The organism is Mesorhizobium sophorae, assembly GCF_002270415.1.
In the GTDB taxonomy this organism is placed as follows: Bacteria; Pseudomonadota; Alphaproteobacteria; order Rhizobiales; family Rhizobiaceae; genus Mesorhizobium; species Mesorhizobium sophorae.
Genome location: NZ_NNRI01000018.1, coordinates 24,554 through 40,048, shown reverse-complemented (window position 1 = coordinate 40,048; position 15,495 = coordinate 24,554). Strand labels below are relative to the sequence as shown.

10 protein-coding genes and 1 pseudogene are annotated in these 15,495 nt (G+C 62.4%); 2 read left to right on the top strand and 9 right to left on the bottom strand.

The genetic code is table 11. The annotated features are described in order from the left end of the window. The first annotated feature begins 4 nt into the window (after positions 1-4). Both CGZ66_RS26785 and CGZ66_RS26780 read left to right on the top strand, forming a co-directional pair. Positions 5-1,117 carry a PLP-dependent cysteine synthase family protein gene (locus tag CGZ66_RS26785; protein ID WP_095089671.1) on the top strand — a complete coding sequence of 371 codons (1,113 nt, stop codon included), beginning with the start codon at positions 5-7 and terminating at the stop codon, positions 1,115-1,117. Positions 1,118-1,308: 191 nt separating this feature from the next. Further along, positions 1,309-2,235: a Gfo/Idh/MocA family protein gene (locus CGZ66_RS26780; RefSeq protein WP_095089669.1), complete on the top strand. Its 927-nt coding sequence runs from the start codon at positions 1,309-1,311 to the stop codon at positions 2,233-2,235. 6 nt (positions 2,236-2,241) lie between these two features. On the opposite strand, the pseudogene CGZ66_RS26775 reads toward CGZ66_RS26780, so the two are convergent. The 9 genes and pseudogenes from CGZ66_RS26775 to secE all read right to left on the bottom strand — a co-directional run bounded on the left by CGZ66_RS26775 (position 2,242) and on the right by secE (position 15,203). Beyond that, positions 2,242-2,885, bottom strand: a pseudogene (locus tag CGZ66_RS26775) (O-methyltransferase). Between the two features lie 150 nt (positions 2,886-3,035). Continuing rightward, complete coding sequence (rpoC, locus tag CGZ66_RS26770) at positions 3,036-7,232, bottom strand: DNA-directed RNA polymerase subunit beta' (RefSeq protein WP_095089695.1); 4,197 nt, start codon at positions 7,230-7,232, stop codon at positions 3,036-3,038. Positions 7,233-7,418: 186 nt separating this feature from the next. Continuing rightward, positions 7,419-11,555, bottom strand: coding sequence for a DNA-directed RNA polymerase subunit beta (gene rpoB / locus CGZ66_RS26765; protein ID WP_095089668.1), 4,137 nt, complete (start codon positions 11,553-11,555; stop codon positions 7,419-7,421). Positions 11,556-11,807: 252 nt separating this feature from the next. After that, complete coding sequence (gene rplL / locus CGZ66_RS26760; protein ID WP_095089666.1) at positions 11,808-12,185, bottom strand: 50S ribosomal protein L7/L12; 378 nt, start codon at positions 12,183-12,185, stop codon at positions 11,808-11,810. A gap of 54 nt (positions 12,186-12,239) precedes the next feature. Next, entirely contained in the window at positions 12,240-12,758 is a 519-nt protein-coding gene (rplJ, locus tag CGZ66_RS26755) for a 50S ribosomal protein L10 (protein ID WP_095089664.1), read from the bottom strand. Between the two features lie 396 nt (positions 12,759-13,154). After that, positions 13,155-13,853, bottom strand: coding sequence for a 50S ribosomal protein L1 (rplA, locus tag CGZ66_RS26750; protein WP_095089662.1), 699 nt, complete (start codon positions 13,851-13,853; stop codon positions 13,155-13,157). A 4-nt stretch (positions 13,854-13,857) separates the two neighbouring features. Beyond that, positions 13,858-14,286 (bottom strand): 50S ribosomal protein L11, encoded by a 429-nt coding sequence (gene rplK, locus CGZ66_RS26745; RefSeq protein WP_006333334.1) that lies wholly within the window; start codon positions 14,284-14,286, stop codon positions 13,858-13,860. Positions 14,287-14,444: 158 nt separating this feature from the next. Further along, entirely contained in the window at positions 14,445-14,972 is a 528-nt protein-coding gene (gene nusG, locus CGZ66_RS26740; protein WP_013895710.1) for a transcription termination/antitermination protein NusG, read from the bottom strand. A gap of 27 nt (positions 14,973-14,999) precedes the next feature. Further along, positions 15,000-15,203: a preprotein translocase subunit SecE gene (secE, locus tag CGZ66_RS26735; protein ID WP_013531408.1), complete on the bottom strand. Its 204-nt coding sequence runs from the start codon at positions 15,201-15,203 to the stop codon at positions 15,000-15,002. Between the last annotated feature and the right edge of the window lie 292 nt (positions 15,204-15,495).

The window sequence follows — 15,495 nt, the reverse complement described above, 5'->3', positions numbered from 1 at the left end:
GACGATGGCCGGACCAAAAGCGGTTGGACCTGCGTCCCGAACCTGGGTCGACCAGGCCGTCGCGGCGATCGAGGCCGATCAGCGTCGCTCGGCCGACACGCATCTGTGGAAGCTCGATCTACCGGCACTGGCCGGCATCGATCTCTATCTCAAGGACGAATCCACCCATCCGACCGGCAGCCTGAAGCACCGGCTGGCGCGCTCGCTGTTTCTTTATGCGCTGTGCAATGGCCTGATCCGCGAAGGCGCGCCGGTGATCGAAGCGTCGTCGGGTTCGACCGCGGTATCGGAAGCGTACTTTGCCCGTATGATCGGGGTGCCGTTCTATGCGGTAATGCCGCGCTCGACCTCGCGCGAAAAGATCGCCGCGATCGAGCATTATGGCGGCAACTGCCATTTCATCGACGACGGCAGGCGCATCTATGCCGAGTCGGCCGAACTCGCGGCGAAACTGGGCGGCCATTTCATGGACCAGTTCACCCACGCCGAGCGCGCCACCGACTGGCGCGGCAACAACAACATCGCCGAATCGATCTTCGGGCAGATGCGCGAGGAGCCGCATCCGGTTCCGGCCTGGATCGTGATGAGCGCCGGCACCGGCGGCACGACGGCCACGATCGGCCGCTTCCTGCGCTACAAGCAGCATGCGACGCGGCTGTCGGCTGCCGACGTCGAGCGCTCGGCCTTCTTCGACGGTTTTGCCACGCATGATCGCAATTGCCGCTGCGAACAGCCGTCGCGCATCGAGGGGATTGGCCGGCCGCGCATGGAGCCGTCCTTCGTGCCTGGCGTCATCGATCATATGCTGAGGGTGCCGGACGCGGTGTCGCTGGCGGCGATGCGGGTGTTGTCGCGACGGCTCGGCCGCCGTGTCGGCGGTTCGACCGGCACCAACTTCATCGCCATGTGCTTTCAGGCCGCGCGCATGATCGAGGAAGGAAGGGCGGGTTCGCTGGTGACGCTGATCTGCGATTCCGGCGATCGCTATGCCAACACCTATTATTCCGACGAATGGCTGGCTGCGAACAGCCTCGACCCCTCGCCTTTCGAACCGGCGATCGAGGCCTTCCTGGCGGGTGGAAAACTGACCTTGCCGTTCGAGGAAAGCTGGGGCTGACTTTTCGGCGTCGGCTCGCCGGCTTCGGCTTGTCGGGGACAAGTGTTCTGCTAGAGCGGTTCGCCGTTTCACGGAAACGGCGAACCGCTCTAGCTCTCTGTTTTATCGCAATTCCGGACGGAAAACCGCTTCACACTTTTCCTGAAACTGCTCTAAGAAGCCACCACCATCATTCAACAGACGGAGCGGCCGTGTCCCAGCCCATCAAGATAGGCATCGTCGGCGTCGGCAAGATCGTCCGCGACCAGCACCTGCCGGCCCTGGCGAAGGACCAGGATTATCGCCTCATCGCCGCCGCCAGCCGGCACGGCAAGGTCGACGGCATTCCGAATTTTCCTGATATCGAAGCCATGCTCGACGCGGTGCCGGAGCTCGAGGCGGTATCGCTCTGCATGCCGCCGCAGTTTCGCTACGACGCGGCGCGCACGGCATTGGAAGCGAAGAAACACGTCTTCCTTGAGAAGCCGCCCGGCGCGACTGTCAGCGAGGTCGAGAACCTCAAGGCATTGGCGGCGAAGAACGGCGTCTCGCTGTTTGCGAGCTGGCATTCGCGTTATGCGCCGGCGGTCGAGGCCGCGCGTGCCTTCCTGAGTTCGGCCAAGATCAAGTCCGCCGCCATCAACTGGAAGGAGGACGTGCGTCGCTGGCACCCGAACCAGGAATGGATCTGGGCTCCCGGCGGCTTCGGCGTCTTCGATCCCGGCATCAACGCACTGTCGATCGTGACGCACATCCTGCCGCCGATGTTCATCACCTCGGCCGTGCTCGATTTTCCCGAAAACCGCGCCGCGCCGGTCGCGGCACAAGTCACCTTCCGCACCTCGAACGGATTGCCGGTGGCAATGGAGCTCGACTGGCTCCAGACAGGCCCGCAAAGCTGGGACATTGTCGCCGAGACCGACAAGGGCGCGATGGTGCTCTCAGGCGGCGGATCGAAGCTCGCCATCGACGGCGGCGTCGTCCATGACGAACCGGAAGCGGAATACCCGATGCTCTACAAGCGGTTTGCCGAGATTGTCCGCGCCGGCAGCTCCGACGTTGATCTCACGCCGCTCCAGCATGTCGCCGATGCCTTCATGCTCGGCAAGCGCAATGTGGTGGAAGCGTTTTTCGACTGAGCACCGTCAATCCACGATAGCGACTGCAAAGCCGTCATAGCCCTTGGCGCCGACAGTCTGGATGGCGGTGCCGTCCAATCGCTTATCGCTCCCGATGAAGGAAAACGCCGCCCGTGCGCCTTCGACGTTGGCGTCGTGGCCGTCGTCATCAAGTACCGCGCCGTCACGAATGACATTGTCGCAGACGATGACGGTCCCTGGACGCGACAGACGCATGGCCCAGGACAGATAGTGCGGGTTGTTGGGCTTGTCGGCGTCGATGAAGATGAGGTCGAATGGCCCGGCATCCTCGGTACTCAACGCGGCAAGTGATTCCAAGGCCGGTCCGACACGCCTGCCCGTTCGAAGTTCGAGCGCGCGACCCTGGCGTGGTGCGGATCAAGTTCAAGCGTCACGATCTTGCCGTCGGCGGGCAGGCCACGCGCCATCCAGATGGTCGAATAACCGCCCAGCGTGCCGATTTCGAGCACCCTCCTGGCTCCCTGCATTCGCGCCAGAAGCGAGAGCAGCTTGCCTTGTGCCGGCGACACGTCGATCGCCGGCAGGCCTTGGTCATGGTTGGTGGCCAGGACTGCATCGAGCGCAGGATCCGCCTCGAACTGAACGTCGACGATGTAGTCGTCGACCGAAGCCCAAGTCTTTCTGCCCATCATTTTCTTCTCCGATCCAATTCAAAGCACAAAAGTCTCGCACAAACAAAAAAGCCGCCGGGTTGCCCCGACGGCCCTGTTGCCTGAGATTCCTAGAGCGGTTCACCGAAACGATGAACCGCTCAATCTTTTTTGTTTTGGCCGCCGCGCTTACTGCGCGGCGGTTGTCATGTCGGCGAGCATCGGCTCGGCAACTTCCACGCCGGAGGCCTTGCGGCGCTCGTCGATGATCAGTTCGTCACGCGAGGTGGCGATGCGCCGGATCTGGCTCATCGTGCCGCCGGTACCGGCCGGGATAAGCCGGCCGACGATGACGTTTTCCTTCAGCCCCTGCAGCATGTCGGTCTTGCCGGCAACCGCGGCTTCCGTCAGCACCCTGGTCGTCTCCTGGAAGGAGGCGGCCGAGATGAAGGACGGCGTCTGCAGCGATGCCTTGGTGATGCCGAGCAGCACCGGCTGGCCTTCGGCCGGCTTCTTGCCGTCCTCGATCAGACGCTCGTTGACCTCTTCCAGCTCGATCACGTCGACGTGGTCGCCCGGAATGTAGGTCGAGTCGCCCTGCGTGGTGATCTCGACCTTCTGCAGCATCTGGCGAACGATCACCTCGATGTGCTTGTCGTTGATCGACACGCCCTGCAGACGGTAGACTTCCTGGATCTCGTTGACGAGGTAGGAAGCAAGTGCCTCCACGCCCTTGATCGCCAGGATGTCGTGCGGCGCAGGATTGCCGTCGAGGATGTAGTCGCCCTTCTCGATGACGTCGCCGTCCTGGAGATGGAACGGCTTGCCCTTCGGGATCAGGTATTCGACCGGCTCAAGCGTCGAGTCATGCGGCTCGATGATGATGCGACGCTTGTTCTTGTAGTCGCGGCCGAAGCGGATCGTGCCATCGATCTCGGCGATGATGGCGTGATCCTTCGGACGGCGTGCCTCGAACAGTTCGGCAACACGCGGCAGACCGCCGGTGATGTCCTTGGTCTTGGCGCTTTCCATCGGGATACGCGCCAGCACGTCGCCGGGGCGAACCTGCGCACCCGGCTCGACCGAAAGAATGGCCTCGACCGAGAGCAGGAAGCGGGCGTCGCCGCCCTTCGACAGCTTGCCGACTTTGCCCTTGGCGTCCTGGATGGCGATCGCCGGCTTGAGGTCGTTGCCGCGTGGCGTCGAGCGCCAGTCGATGACCTCACGCTTGGTGATGCCGGTCGACTCGTCGGCAGTTTCCTGAACGGAAATGCCGTCGACCAGATCCTCGTACGACACCCTGCCCTCGATTTCGGTGAGGACCGGGCGGGTATAGGGATCCCACTCGGCGATACGCTGGCCGCGCTTCACCTTGTCGCCATCGTCCACGAAGATACGCGAACCATAGGTGAGACGGTGCGTGGCGCGCTCCTTGCCGGTTTCGTCGAGGATCAGCACCGCCATGTTGCGGCCCATGACCATCTGCTGGCCGTCCGAGTTGCGCACCACATTGCGGTTGCGGATCTCGACCTTGCCCTCGTAGGAGGCTTCAAGGAACGATGAGTCCACCACCTGCGCCGTACCGCCCATGTGGAAGGTACGCATGGTGAGCTGAGTGCCCGGCTCGCCGATCGACTGTGCCGCGATGACGCCGACGGCTTCGCCCTGGTTGACCGGGGTGCCGCGGGCAAGATCGCGTCCGTAGCAGACCGCGCACACGCCAACCCTGACCTCGCAGGTCAGTGCCGAGCGGATGCGGACCGACTGGACGCCGGCCTTTTCGATCTTTTCCACGTCGCGCTCGTCCATCAGCGTTCCGGCCTTGACCAGAACCTCGCCCGACACCGGATGGTTGATGTCGTCGAGCGACGTACGGCCCAGCACACGCTGTCCAACGGAAGCGACGACCTGGCCGGCATCGACGATCGGCTGCATGGTGAGGCCCTTGTCGGTGCCGCAGTCGACGGAGTTGACGATGCAGTCCTGCGCCACGTCGACCAGACGACGGGTGAGGTAGCCCGAGTTCGCCGTCTTCAAGGCGGTGTCGGCCAGACCCTTGCGGGCGCCGTGGGTCGAGTTGAAGTACTCGAGCACGGTCAGGCCTTCCTTGAAGTTCGAGATGATCGGCGTCTCGATGATTTCACCCGACGGCTTGGCCATCAGGCCGCGCATGCCAGCGAGCTGGCGCATCTGGGTGGGCGAGCCACGCGCACCGGAGTGCGACATCATGTAGATCGAGTTCATCGGCTTCTGACGGCCGTTGTCCTCGAACTCGACCGCCTTGATGCGGGCCATCATTTCGTCGGCGACCTTTTCCGAGCACTTGGCCCAGGCGTCGACGACCTTGTTGTACTTCTCGCCCTGCGTGATCAGACCGTCATTGTATTGCTGCTCGTATTCCTTGGCCAAAGCCTCGGTGTCGGAGACCAGCTTGATCTTGGCATCGGGGATCAGCATGTCGTCCTTGCCGAACGAAATGCCGGCACGGCAGGCATGGCTGAAGCCGAGCGCCATGATGCGATCGCAGAAAATGACCGTCTCCTTCTGACCGCAGTGGCGGTAGACGGTGTCGATCATCTTGGAGATGTTCTTCTTGGTCATCTCCTGGTTGGCGGTCTCGTAAGGCACATTGACGTTCTTCGGCAGAAGCTCGCCGATGATCATGCGACCAGGGGTGGTGTCGTAGATCTTCGACACGACCTTGCCATCGGCATCGACCGAGCGGAAACGACCGCGGATCTTGGAATGCAGCGTCACCGCCTTGGTCTCGAGCGCGTGCTGGAGTTCGCCCATGTCGGCAAACACCATGCCCTCGCCCGGCTCGTTCTGGTTGACGATCGAGAGATAGTAGAGACCCAGAACCATGTCCTGCGACGGCACGATGATCGGCGCGCCTGAAGCCGGGTGCAGGATGTTGTTGGTCGACATCATCAGCACGCGGGCTTCAAGCTGCGCTTCCAGCGACAGCGGCACGTGAACGGCCATCTGGTCGCCGTCGAAGTCGGCGTTGAAGGCCGTGCAGACCAGCGGGTGAAGCTGGATCGCCTTGCCTTCGATCAGGATCGGCTCGAACGCCTGGATGCCGAGACGGTGCAGCGTCGGCGCGCGGTTCAGGAGCACCGGATGCTCGCGGATGACCTCGTCGAGGATATCCCAGACTTCCGGACGCTCCTTCTCGACCAGCTTCTTGGCCTGCTTGACGGTCGAGGAGTAACCCTTGGCGTCAAGACGGGCGTAGATAAAGGGCTTGAACAGTTCGAGCGCCATCTTCTTCGGCAGGCCGCACTGGTGCAGCTTGAGCTCCGGACCGGTCACGATGACCGAGCGGCCGGAATAGTCGACGCGCTTGCCGAGCAGGTTCTGACGGAACCGGCCCTGCTTGCCCTTGAGCATGTCGGACAGCGACTTCAGCGGGCGCTTGTTGGCGCCGGTGATGACGCGGCCGCGACGGCCGTTGTCGAACAGCGCATCGACGGCTTCCTGCAGCATGCGCTTTTCATTGCGCACGATGATGCCGGGAGCGCGCAACTCGATCAGCCGCTTCAGACGGTTGTTGCGGTTGATGACGCGGCGATAAAGATCGTTGAGATCCGAGGTGGCGAAACGGCCGCCGTCCAGCGGGACGAGCGGACGCAGGTCCGGCGGGATCACCGGAACCACTTTCATGATCATCCATTCCGGACGGTTGCCGGACTCCATGAAGTTCTCGACGACCTTGAGCCGCTTCAGATACTTCTTCTGCTTCAGCTCGGAGGTGGTCGAAGCCAGTTCCGTACGCAGGTCGCCGGCGATCTTCTCCAGGTCCATGCCGGCCAGAAGGTCATGGATGGCCTCTGCGCCGATCATGGCGGTGAAGCTGTCCTCGCCATACTCGTCGACGGCGATCATGTACTCTTCCTCGCTGAGCAGCTGGTGCTCCTTCAGCGCGGTGAGGCCAGGCTCGGTGACGATGTAGTTCTCGAAGTAGAGGACGCGCTCGATGTCCTTCAGGGTCATGTCGAGCAGCGTGCCGATGCGCGACGGCAGCGACTTCAGGAACCAGATGTGGGCGACGGGCGCTGCGAGCTCGATATGGCCCATTCGCTCGCGGCGGACGCGCGACAGCGTGACTTCGACGCCGCACTTCTCGCAGATGACGCCCTTGTACTTCATGCGCTTGTACTTGCCGCACAGGCACTCATAGTCCTTGATCGGGCCAAAAATGCGCGCGCAGAACAGACCGTCACGCTCCGGCTTGAAGGTGCGGTAGTTGATGGTCTCCGGCTTCTTGATCTCGCCGAACGACCAGGACAGAATCTTCTCAGGGCTGGCGAGCGATATCCGGATGGAATCGAACACCTGTGCCGGCGCCTGGGGATTGAAGAGATTCATGACCTCTTGGTTCATGCCGTTCTCCTTTTCGGGGTCCTCGAAAACCCCTTGCATCTAGTCGCGAGCCAAACGCCCGCCGTCTTTGTCGGCCACTGGCCGTCGAATACTTCTTGGTTGAGCATGATCCTGTCCGAAAACCGGTAGCCACTTCTCGGGATCATGCTCATGGCGCGCCGCGGCTTTCCGCGGCGCGCCGTTGCCTTACTCGGCCGCGTCGGGCAGCCGGACCGGGTTGTCGTCGAGCTTGGTGTTCTCCAGCTCGACATTGAGGCCGAGAGACCGCATTTCCTTGACGAGAACGTTGAAGCTCTCGGGAATGCCAGCCTCGAAAGTGTCGTCGCCACGGACGATCGCCTCGTAGACCTTGGTGCGGCCGGCGACGTCGTCCGACTTCACCGTCAGCATTTCCTGCAGCGTGTAGGCGGCGCCGTAAGCTTCCAGCGCCCAGACCTCCATTTCGCCGAAGCGCTGGCCGCCGAACTGCGCCTTGCCGCCCAGCGGCTGCTGGGTGACGAGCGAGTACGGACCGATCGAACGCGCGTGGATCTTGTCGTCCACGAGATGGTGAAGCTTGAGCATGTAGATGTAGCCCATCGTCACCTTGCGATCGAACGGCTCGCCCGTGCGTCCGTCATAGAGCTGCGACTGACCGCTGGTATGCAGGCCCGCCTGCTCCAGCATGATGTTGATGTCAGCCTCGTGCGCGCCGTCGAACACCGGGGTCGCGATCGAGACGCCGCGGCGCATCTGCTCGCTGAGGCGAACGATGCTCTCGTCGTCATATTCGCGGACCGGCTCGTTGCGGTCGTTGGCCGGCATGAAGCTCTCGAGCGTCTTGCGCAGCGGCTTGATGTCGCCGGCTGCCTTGTACGTGTCGATCAGCTCGCCGATCTTCCTGCCCATGCCGGCGCAAGCCCAGCCCAGATGCGTTTCCAGGATCTGGCCGACATTCATGCGGCTCGGCACACCCAGCGGGTTGAGCACGATATCGGCATGCGTGCCGTCCTCGAGGAAAGGCATGTCCTCGACCGGAACGATCCGCGACACGACACCCTTGTTGCCGTGACGGCCAGCCATCTTGTCGCCGGGCTGCATCTTGCGCTTCACGGCCACGAAGACCTTGACCATCTTCATGACGCCCGGAGGCATTTCGTCGCCGCGCTGGACCTTCTCGACCTTGTCCATGAAGCGCTGTTCAAGCGCCTTCTTGGAATCGTCGTACTGGCCACGCAGGGCTTCCAGTTCGCTCTGGAGCTTTTCGTTCTCCACCGCAAACTGCCACCACTGCGAACGCGGATACTCGTCGAGCGTGTCCTTGGACAGCGTCGAGCCCTTCTTGAAGCCCTTCGGTCCAGCGATCGCTTCCTTGCCGACGAGCACGTCGGAAAGACGCGCGTAGACGTTACGATCCAGAATGGCCTGCTCGTCGTCGCGGTCCTTGGCGAGGCGTTCGATCTCCTCGCGCTCGATCGCCATGGCGCGCTCGTCCTTCTCCACACCGTGGCGATTGAAGACGCGCACCTCGACGACGGTGCCGAAGGTGCCCGGAGGCATGCGCATCGAGGTGTCGCGCACGTCCGATGCCTTTTCGCCGAAGATGGCGCGCAGAAGCTTCTCTTCCGGCGTCATCGGGCTTTCGCCCTTCGGCGTGATCTTGCCGACCAGGATGTCGCCCGGCTGAACTTCGGCACCGATATAGACGATGCCGGCTTCGTCGAGGTTCTTCAGCGCTTCTTCCGAGACGTTCGGGATATCGCGCGTGATTTCCTCCGGACCGAGCTTGGTGTCGCGCGCCATGACCTCGAACTCCTCGATATGGATCGAGGTGAAGACGTCGTCGGCGACAATGCGCTCGGACAGGAGGATCGAGTCCTCGTAGTTGTAGCCGTTCCACGGCATGAACGCGACCAGCACGTTGCGGCCGAGCGCCAGATCACCGAGCTCGGTCGACGGGCCGTCGGCGATGATGTCGCCCTTGTTGACCCGGTCGCCCATGCGGACCAGCGGACGCTGGTTGATGCAGGTGTTCTGGTTCGAACGCTGGAACTTCATCAGCCGGTAGATGTCGACGCCGGACTTGCCCGGATCGAGATCTTCGGTGGCGCGGATGACGATACGCGTCGCGTCCACCTGGTCGACGATGCCGCCGCGGCGGGCGCCGATGGCGGCGCCCGAGTCACGGGCGACGATCGGCTCCATGCCGGTGCCGACGAACGGCGCTTCGGCGCGCACCAGCGGCACGGCCTGACGCTGCATGTTCGAACCCATCAGAGCGCGGTTGGCGTCGTCGTTCTCGAGGAACGGGATCAGGGCCGCGGCCACCGAAACCATCTGCTTGGGCGACACGTCCATCAGGTCGACGTTTTCGCGGGGCGCCATCATCACTTCGCCGGCGCTGCGGCAAATGACGAACTCGTCGACGAAGCCGCCGCTCTTGTCGAGCTCGGCGTTGGCCTGCGCGACATGGTGCTTGGCTTCTTCCATCGCCGAGAGATAGACGACGTCATTGGTCAGCTTGCCGTCGACGATCTTGCGGTACGGGCTCTCGATGAAGCCGTACTTGTTGACGCGTGCGAAGGTGGCCAGCGAGTTGATCAGACCGATATTCGGGCCTTCCGGCGTCTCGATCGGGCAGATGCGGCCGTAGTGCGTCGGGTGCACGTCGCGCACCTCGAAACCGGCGCGCTCGCGGGTCAGACCGCCCGGTCCAAGCGCCGAGAGGCGGCGCTTGTGGGTGATCTCCGACAGCGGGTTGGTCTGGTCCATGAACTGCGACAGCTGCGAGGAACCGAAGAACTCGCGCACGGCGGCAGCCGCCGGCTTGGCGTTGATCAGGTCCTGCGGCATCACCGTGTCGATCTCGATCGAGGACATACGCTCCTTGATCGCGCGCTCCATGCGCAGCAGGCCGACGCGGTACTGGTTTTCCATCAGCTCGCCGACCGAACGCACGCGGCGGTTGCCGAGATTGTCGATGTCGTCGATCTCGCCCTTGCCGTCACGCAGTTCGACCAGCGTCTTGACCACGGCCAGGATGTCGTCCTTGCGCAGCACGCGCACGGTGTCCTCGGCCTTGAGCTCGAGGCGCATGTTCATCTTGACGCGGCCAACGGCCGACAGATCGTAGCGCTCGCTGTCGAAGAACAGCGAGTTGAACATGGCTTCGGCGGTCTCGAGCGTCGGCGGCTCGCCGGGGCGCATGACACGATAGATGTCGAACAGCGCGTCCTGGCGGCTCTCGTTCTTGTCGACGTTGAGCGTGTTGCGGATATAGGCGCCGACGTTGACGTGGTCGATGTCGAGAACCTTGATCTCGTTTTCACCGGTGCCAAGCAGCACCTTCAGCGTCTTTTCGTCGATCTCGTCGCCGGCTTCGAGGAAGATCTCGCCGGTGGCGTAGTTGACGATGTCCTCGGCCAAGTAATTGCCGAGCAGATCCTCGTCGGTCGACTTGATCGCCTTGAGACCCTTTTCGCCAAGCGCCCGGGCCTGGCGGGCAGTGATCTTCTTGCCGGCTTCGACAACAACTTCGCCCGTATCGGCGTCGACCAGGTCGCCGACGGCCTTGAGGCCGCGGAAACGCTCGACGTTGAACGGAATGCGCCAGTGGTCGCCGGCGCGCTTGTAGGTGATCTTGTTGTAGAAGGTCGACAGGATCTCCTCGCCGTCCATGCCGAGCGCCATCAGCAGCGACGTCACCGGAATCTTGCGGCGACGGTCGATGCGGGCGTGCACGACGTCCTTGGAATCGAACTCGATGTCGAGCCACGAGCCGCGATAGGGGATGACGCGCGCGGCAAACAGAAGCTTGCCCGACGAGTGCGACTTGCCCTTGTCATGGTCGAAGAAGACGCCCGGCGAGCGGTGCATCTGCGAGACGATGACGCGCTCGGTGCCGTTGACGATGAAGGTGCCGTTGAGCGTCATGAGCGGCATGTCGCCCATGTAGACGTCCTGTTCCTTGATGTCCTTGATCGACTTGGCGCCGGTATCCTCGTCGATATCGAACACGATGAGGCGCAGCGTCACCTTCAGCGGCGCGGCATAGGTGAGGTCGCGCTGACGGCATTCGTCAACGTCGAATTTCGGTCCTTCGAACTCGTACTTCACGAACTCCAGCATCGAGGAGCCGGAAAAGTCCTGAATCGGGAAGACCGACTTGAAGACGGCCTGCAGTCCCTCGTCCGGACGCCCACCCTTGGGCTCCGCCACCATCAGGAACTGGTCATAGGATGCCTTCTGAACCTCGATCAGGTTCGGCATCTCCGCAACTTCCGGGATCTTTCCGAAGAACTTGCGTACGCGTCTGCGGCCATTGAAAGTCTGGGTCTGGGCCATCGTCGCTCCTTAGCTCTAAACTCGGGACGAACCTCGCCGCGGTTCGCCTTGCATTCTGGGCCACCTGGGCGGCGACCCTTTGTCTGTTTTTCCCGGCGCCTGTCGGCGGCCGGCTAAAACGGGAGAAAACCCGTTTCCTGAAGGCCGGTTTGCGGCCCTCAGGAAAGAGGTTCTCGTACGTCTCGCGCTACGCGTGCTCCCTCCAGCCGAAGGGAGTGGCGGACGGCGCGAGGCCGTCCGCCGCTTTTACGCTTACTTCAGGTCGACCTTGGCGCCGGCTGCTTCCAGCTGGGCCTTGAACTTGTCAGCGTCGGCCTTGGAAACGCCTTCCTTGACCGGCTTCGGAGCCGCTTCGACCAGATCCTTGGCTTCCTTGAGGCCAAGACCGGTGATTGCGCGGACTTCCTTGATGACGTTGATCTTCTGAGCGCCTGCCTCGGTGAGGACGACGTCGAATTCCGTCTTTTCCTCGGCCGGAGCAGCAGCAGCCGCACCACCGCCAGCGGCGGCAACAGCCACCGGAGCAGCGGCGGAGACGCCCCACTTTTCTTCCAGAAGCTTCGACAGCTCGGCCGCCTCGAGGACGGTCAGCTTCGAAAGGTCGTCTACGATCTTTGCGAGATCAGCCATTGTTGTATTCCTTCATCAGGTTCGAACGTGTGTTTGTGATAGCGAGGAACGGCCTCATGCCGCCTCGTCCTTCCGGGCGTAAGCGCCGATGACGCGCGCGACCGAAGCCGCTGGCGCATTGACGATCTGGGCGATCCGGGTTGCCGGCGTGGCGATCATGCCAACCAGCCTGGCGCGCAGCTCATCGAGCGACGGAAGTGTGGCGAGTGCCTTCACACCGTCGGCGTTGAGCGAGGTGGTGCCCATTGCGCCGCCGAGAATGACGAGCTTGTCATTTCCCTTGGCGAAATCGGACGCGACCTTCGGCGCCGCAATCGGATCCTCCGAATAAGCAATCAGCGTCTGTCCCTTGAACAGGTCGATGATCGATGCGGAGTCCGTGCCCTGAAGAGCGATTTTGGCGAGACGGTTCTTCGCGACTTTGACGGTGCCACCGGCAGCGCGCATTTTCGACCGAAGGTCGTTCATTTGCGCGACGGTGATACCGGCGTAGTGGGCCACGACCACTGAACCTGCGTTCGAGAACGCACCGTTCAGGCCCGTGACGAGTTCGCGTTTTTCCGCTCTGTCCACTGCCTATCTCCAGTTGACCCCCATCCTGTTAACGGGAACATTCCCATTCACGAGGACAGGCGTCGGGTTGCCTTTTGTCGGCCGGGCCATCCAGTAACGGATCTCCCGAACGACGCTCGAGGATCCTGCCCCCTTTCGCCACATCGACGGCCAGGCCGACGATGCGCAGACAAAAGGCAAACACGGTTCGAACCTTTCATTGGAGCAGTCGCTCCGTTGTCCGGTCTTCACCCGTCTCATGCAGGCCCACGTGAATTAAGGCTTTTGGGCCGCCTGCAATCTCGGACAGGATGTCCGGAAGCCTTTCGACTTCCGGCACCGGGCCGCCAACCTAAATCGGAGGCCCGGAATTCTTTTGCGGATCAGCCCTTTAACGGCCGATCCCAGATAAACTTATCAGGACGCCGCGAGCGTCGAGACGTCGAGCTTGAGGCCCGGGCCCATCGTCGAGGTGACCGACACCTTCTTGACGTAGTTGCCCTTGGCGCCCGTCGGCTTTGCCTTGGTCACCGCGTCAGCGAAGGCGCGGATGTTCTCTTCCAGGGCCTTGACCTCGAACGAGACCTTGCCGACACCGGCATGAACGATGCCGGCCTTCTCGACGCGGAACTCGACGGCGCCACCCTTCGATGCCTTGACGGCGGCGGCAACGTCGGTGGTGACGGTGCCGACCTTCGGGTTCGGCATCATGCCGCGCGGGCCGAGCACCTTACCGAGACGGCCGACCAGCGGCATCATGTCCGGCGTGGCGATGCAGCGATCGAAGTCGATCGTGCCCTTCTGGACGATGTCGACCAGATCCTCGGCACCGACGATGTCGGCGCCAGCGGCGCGCGCTTCGTCAGCCTTGTCGCCACGGGCGAACACGGCAACGCGAACCGAGCGGCCGGTGCCGTTCGGCAGGTTGACCACGCCGCGGACCATCTGGTCGGCATGGCGCGGGTCGACGCCGAGGTTCATGGCGACTTCGACGGTCTCGTCGAACTTGACCGAGGAACGGTCCTTGAGCAGCTTCAGCGCTTCACCCAGGGCGTAAGCCTTGTTGGGATCGATGCCTTCGCGGGTCTTCGATACACGCTTTGCAATCTTTGCCATGATCTTAGCCCACCACTTCCAGACCCATCGAGCGGGCGGAGCCCTCGACCATGCGCATGGCCGCTTCGACGTCGTTTGCGTTCAGATCCTTCATCTTCTGCTCGGCGATGGCGCGAACCTTGTCGCGGCCGATCGTGCCGGCCTTGATCTTGCCCGGCTCCTTCGAACCCGACGTCAGGTTCGCCGCCTTCTTCAGGAAGTAGCTCACCGGCGGCGTCTTCATGACGAAGGTGAAGGACTTGTCCTGGTAGTAGGTGATGACGACCGGAATCGGCGATCCCTTTTCCATTTCCTGGGTCTGCGCGTTGAACGCCTTGCAGAACTCCATGATGTTGATGCCACGCTGACCAAGCGCCGGGCCGATCGGGGGAGACGGCGTGGCCGATCCCGCTTTGACCTGGAGCTTGAGCTGGCCTGCAATTTTCTTAGCCATCTCTTTTCCTGCCTTTGTCTATGCCGGTCTTGCCGGCGGTTGCAGTCTGGTGGTGCGATCCATGCGGCCGGCTAAGCCGCATTCGTCTCCCACCGTTCTCAGGACCTCGCGATTTCCGCGCCGCCCTTCCCCGCCGCGCTTGGCGGCGGGATTTCGGATCAGCCCTTTTCGACCTGTCCGAATTCCAGATCGACAGGCACGGCGCGCCCGAAGATCGAAACTTCCACCTTGAGCCGCGCCCGCTCCTCGTCCACTTCCTGGACGAAACCGTTGAACGACGCGAAGGGACCATCCGAAACGCGGATTGCCTCGCCGATCTCGAACGTGACCGAAGGCTTCGGCCGCTCGACGCCTTCCTGCACCTGGTTCAGGATGCGCTGCGCTTCCGCCTCGGTGATCGGCACCGGCTTGGAGTCGCCCAAGAAGCCGGTGACCTTCGGCGTGTTCTTGACCAGCGAGAACACCGCGTCGGTCAGATTGGCCTTCAGGAGCACATAGCCCGGAAAGAACTTGCGCTCGGCATCGACCTTGCGGCCACGACGAACCTCGACGACCTTCTCGGTCGGCACCACGATCTGCTCGATATCGGCGGACAGGCCCTTCTGCTTGGCCTTGTTCTCGATATCCTCGGCGACCTTTTTTTCAAAGTTCGAATAGGCGTGGACGATGTACCACCGCGCAGTCATTTCAAGACTTCTCCGTAATCGCCGGACTTAGCGTCCGATGCCAAGAATCTGCTCGACCGCGAGGCCCATGAGCTGATCGGCGGTGAAGAAAAAGATCATCGCGATCACAGCGAAAGCGAGGACCATCACCGTCGAGATCATCGTTTCGCGTCGCGACGGCCAAGTCACCTTGGCGGTCTCCGCGCGAACCTGCTGGAGAAAGACGAAAGGATTTGTGGTTTTCGAAGCCATATGCCGCTCTGTCTTCAAGACCCGTTGGCCGGGTCCCCTGGATGATCCCGCTGGCCGGGACGTGCCGCCTGGGCTTGTTTTCGCGCCGAATCAGCGCAATCATTTCGCCCATGCAAATCAGACGCGTAAAGCCGGCTTCCCAGCTCCACGCGTCGCGTGTCTGTTTCGTCTACATAAAACCGATTCTTGATCCACGCAAGTGGCAAGTGTCCGCTTTATGACCAAACGCCGCCTCGGAACCATCCAGTCGTTCCGTCCCGGCTATGGCGCCCTTATGCCCCAATCGAGCTAA

What these genes read in the sequence shown, in the direction of transcription:
- CGZ66_RS26785 (WP_095089671.1), top strand. Translation starts at nt 5, where the DNA reads ATGGCCGGACCAAAAGCGGTTGGACCTGCGTCCCGAACCTGGGTCGAC.
- rpoC (WP_095089695.1), bottom strand. Translation starts at nt 7,232, where the DNA reads ATGAACCAAGAGGTCATGAATCTCTTCAATCCCCAGGCGCCGGCACAG.
- rpoB (WP_095089668.1), bottom strand. Translation starts at nt 11,555, where the DNA reads ATGGCCCAGACCCAGACTTTCAATGGCCGCAGACGCGTACGCAAGTTC.
- rplL (WP_095089666.1), bottom strand. Translation starts at nt 12,185, where the DNA reads ATGGCTGATCTCGCAAAGATCGTAGACGACCTTTCGAAGCTGACCGTC.
- rplA (WP_095089662.1), bottom strand. Translation starts at nt 13,853, where the DNA reads ATGGCAAAGATTGCAAAGCGTGTATCGAAGACCCGCGAAGGCATCGAT.
- rplK (WP_006333334.1), bottom strand. Translation starts at nt 14,286, where the DNA reads ATGGCTAAGAAAATTGCAGGCCAGCTCAAGCTCCAGGTCAAAGCGGGA.
- nusG (WP_013895710.1), bottom strand. Translation starts at nt 14,972, where the DNA reads ATGACTGCGCGGTGGTACATCGTCCACGCCTATTCGAACTTTGAAAAA.
- secE (WP_013531408.1), bottom strand. Translation starts at nt 15,203, where the DNA reads ATGGCTTCGAAAACCACAAATCCTTTCGTCTTTCTCCAGCAGGTTCGC.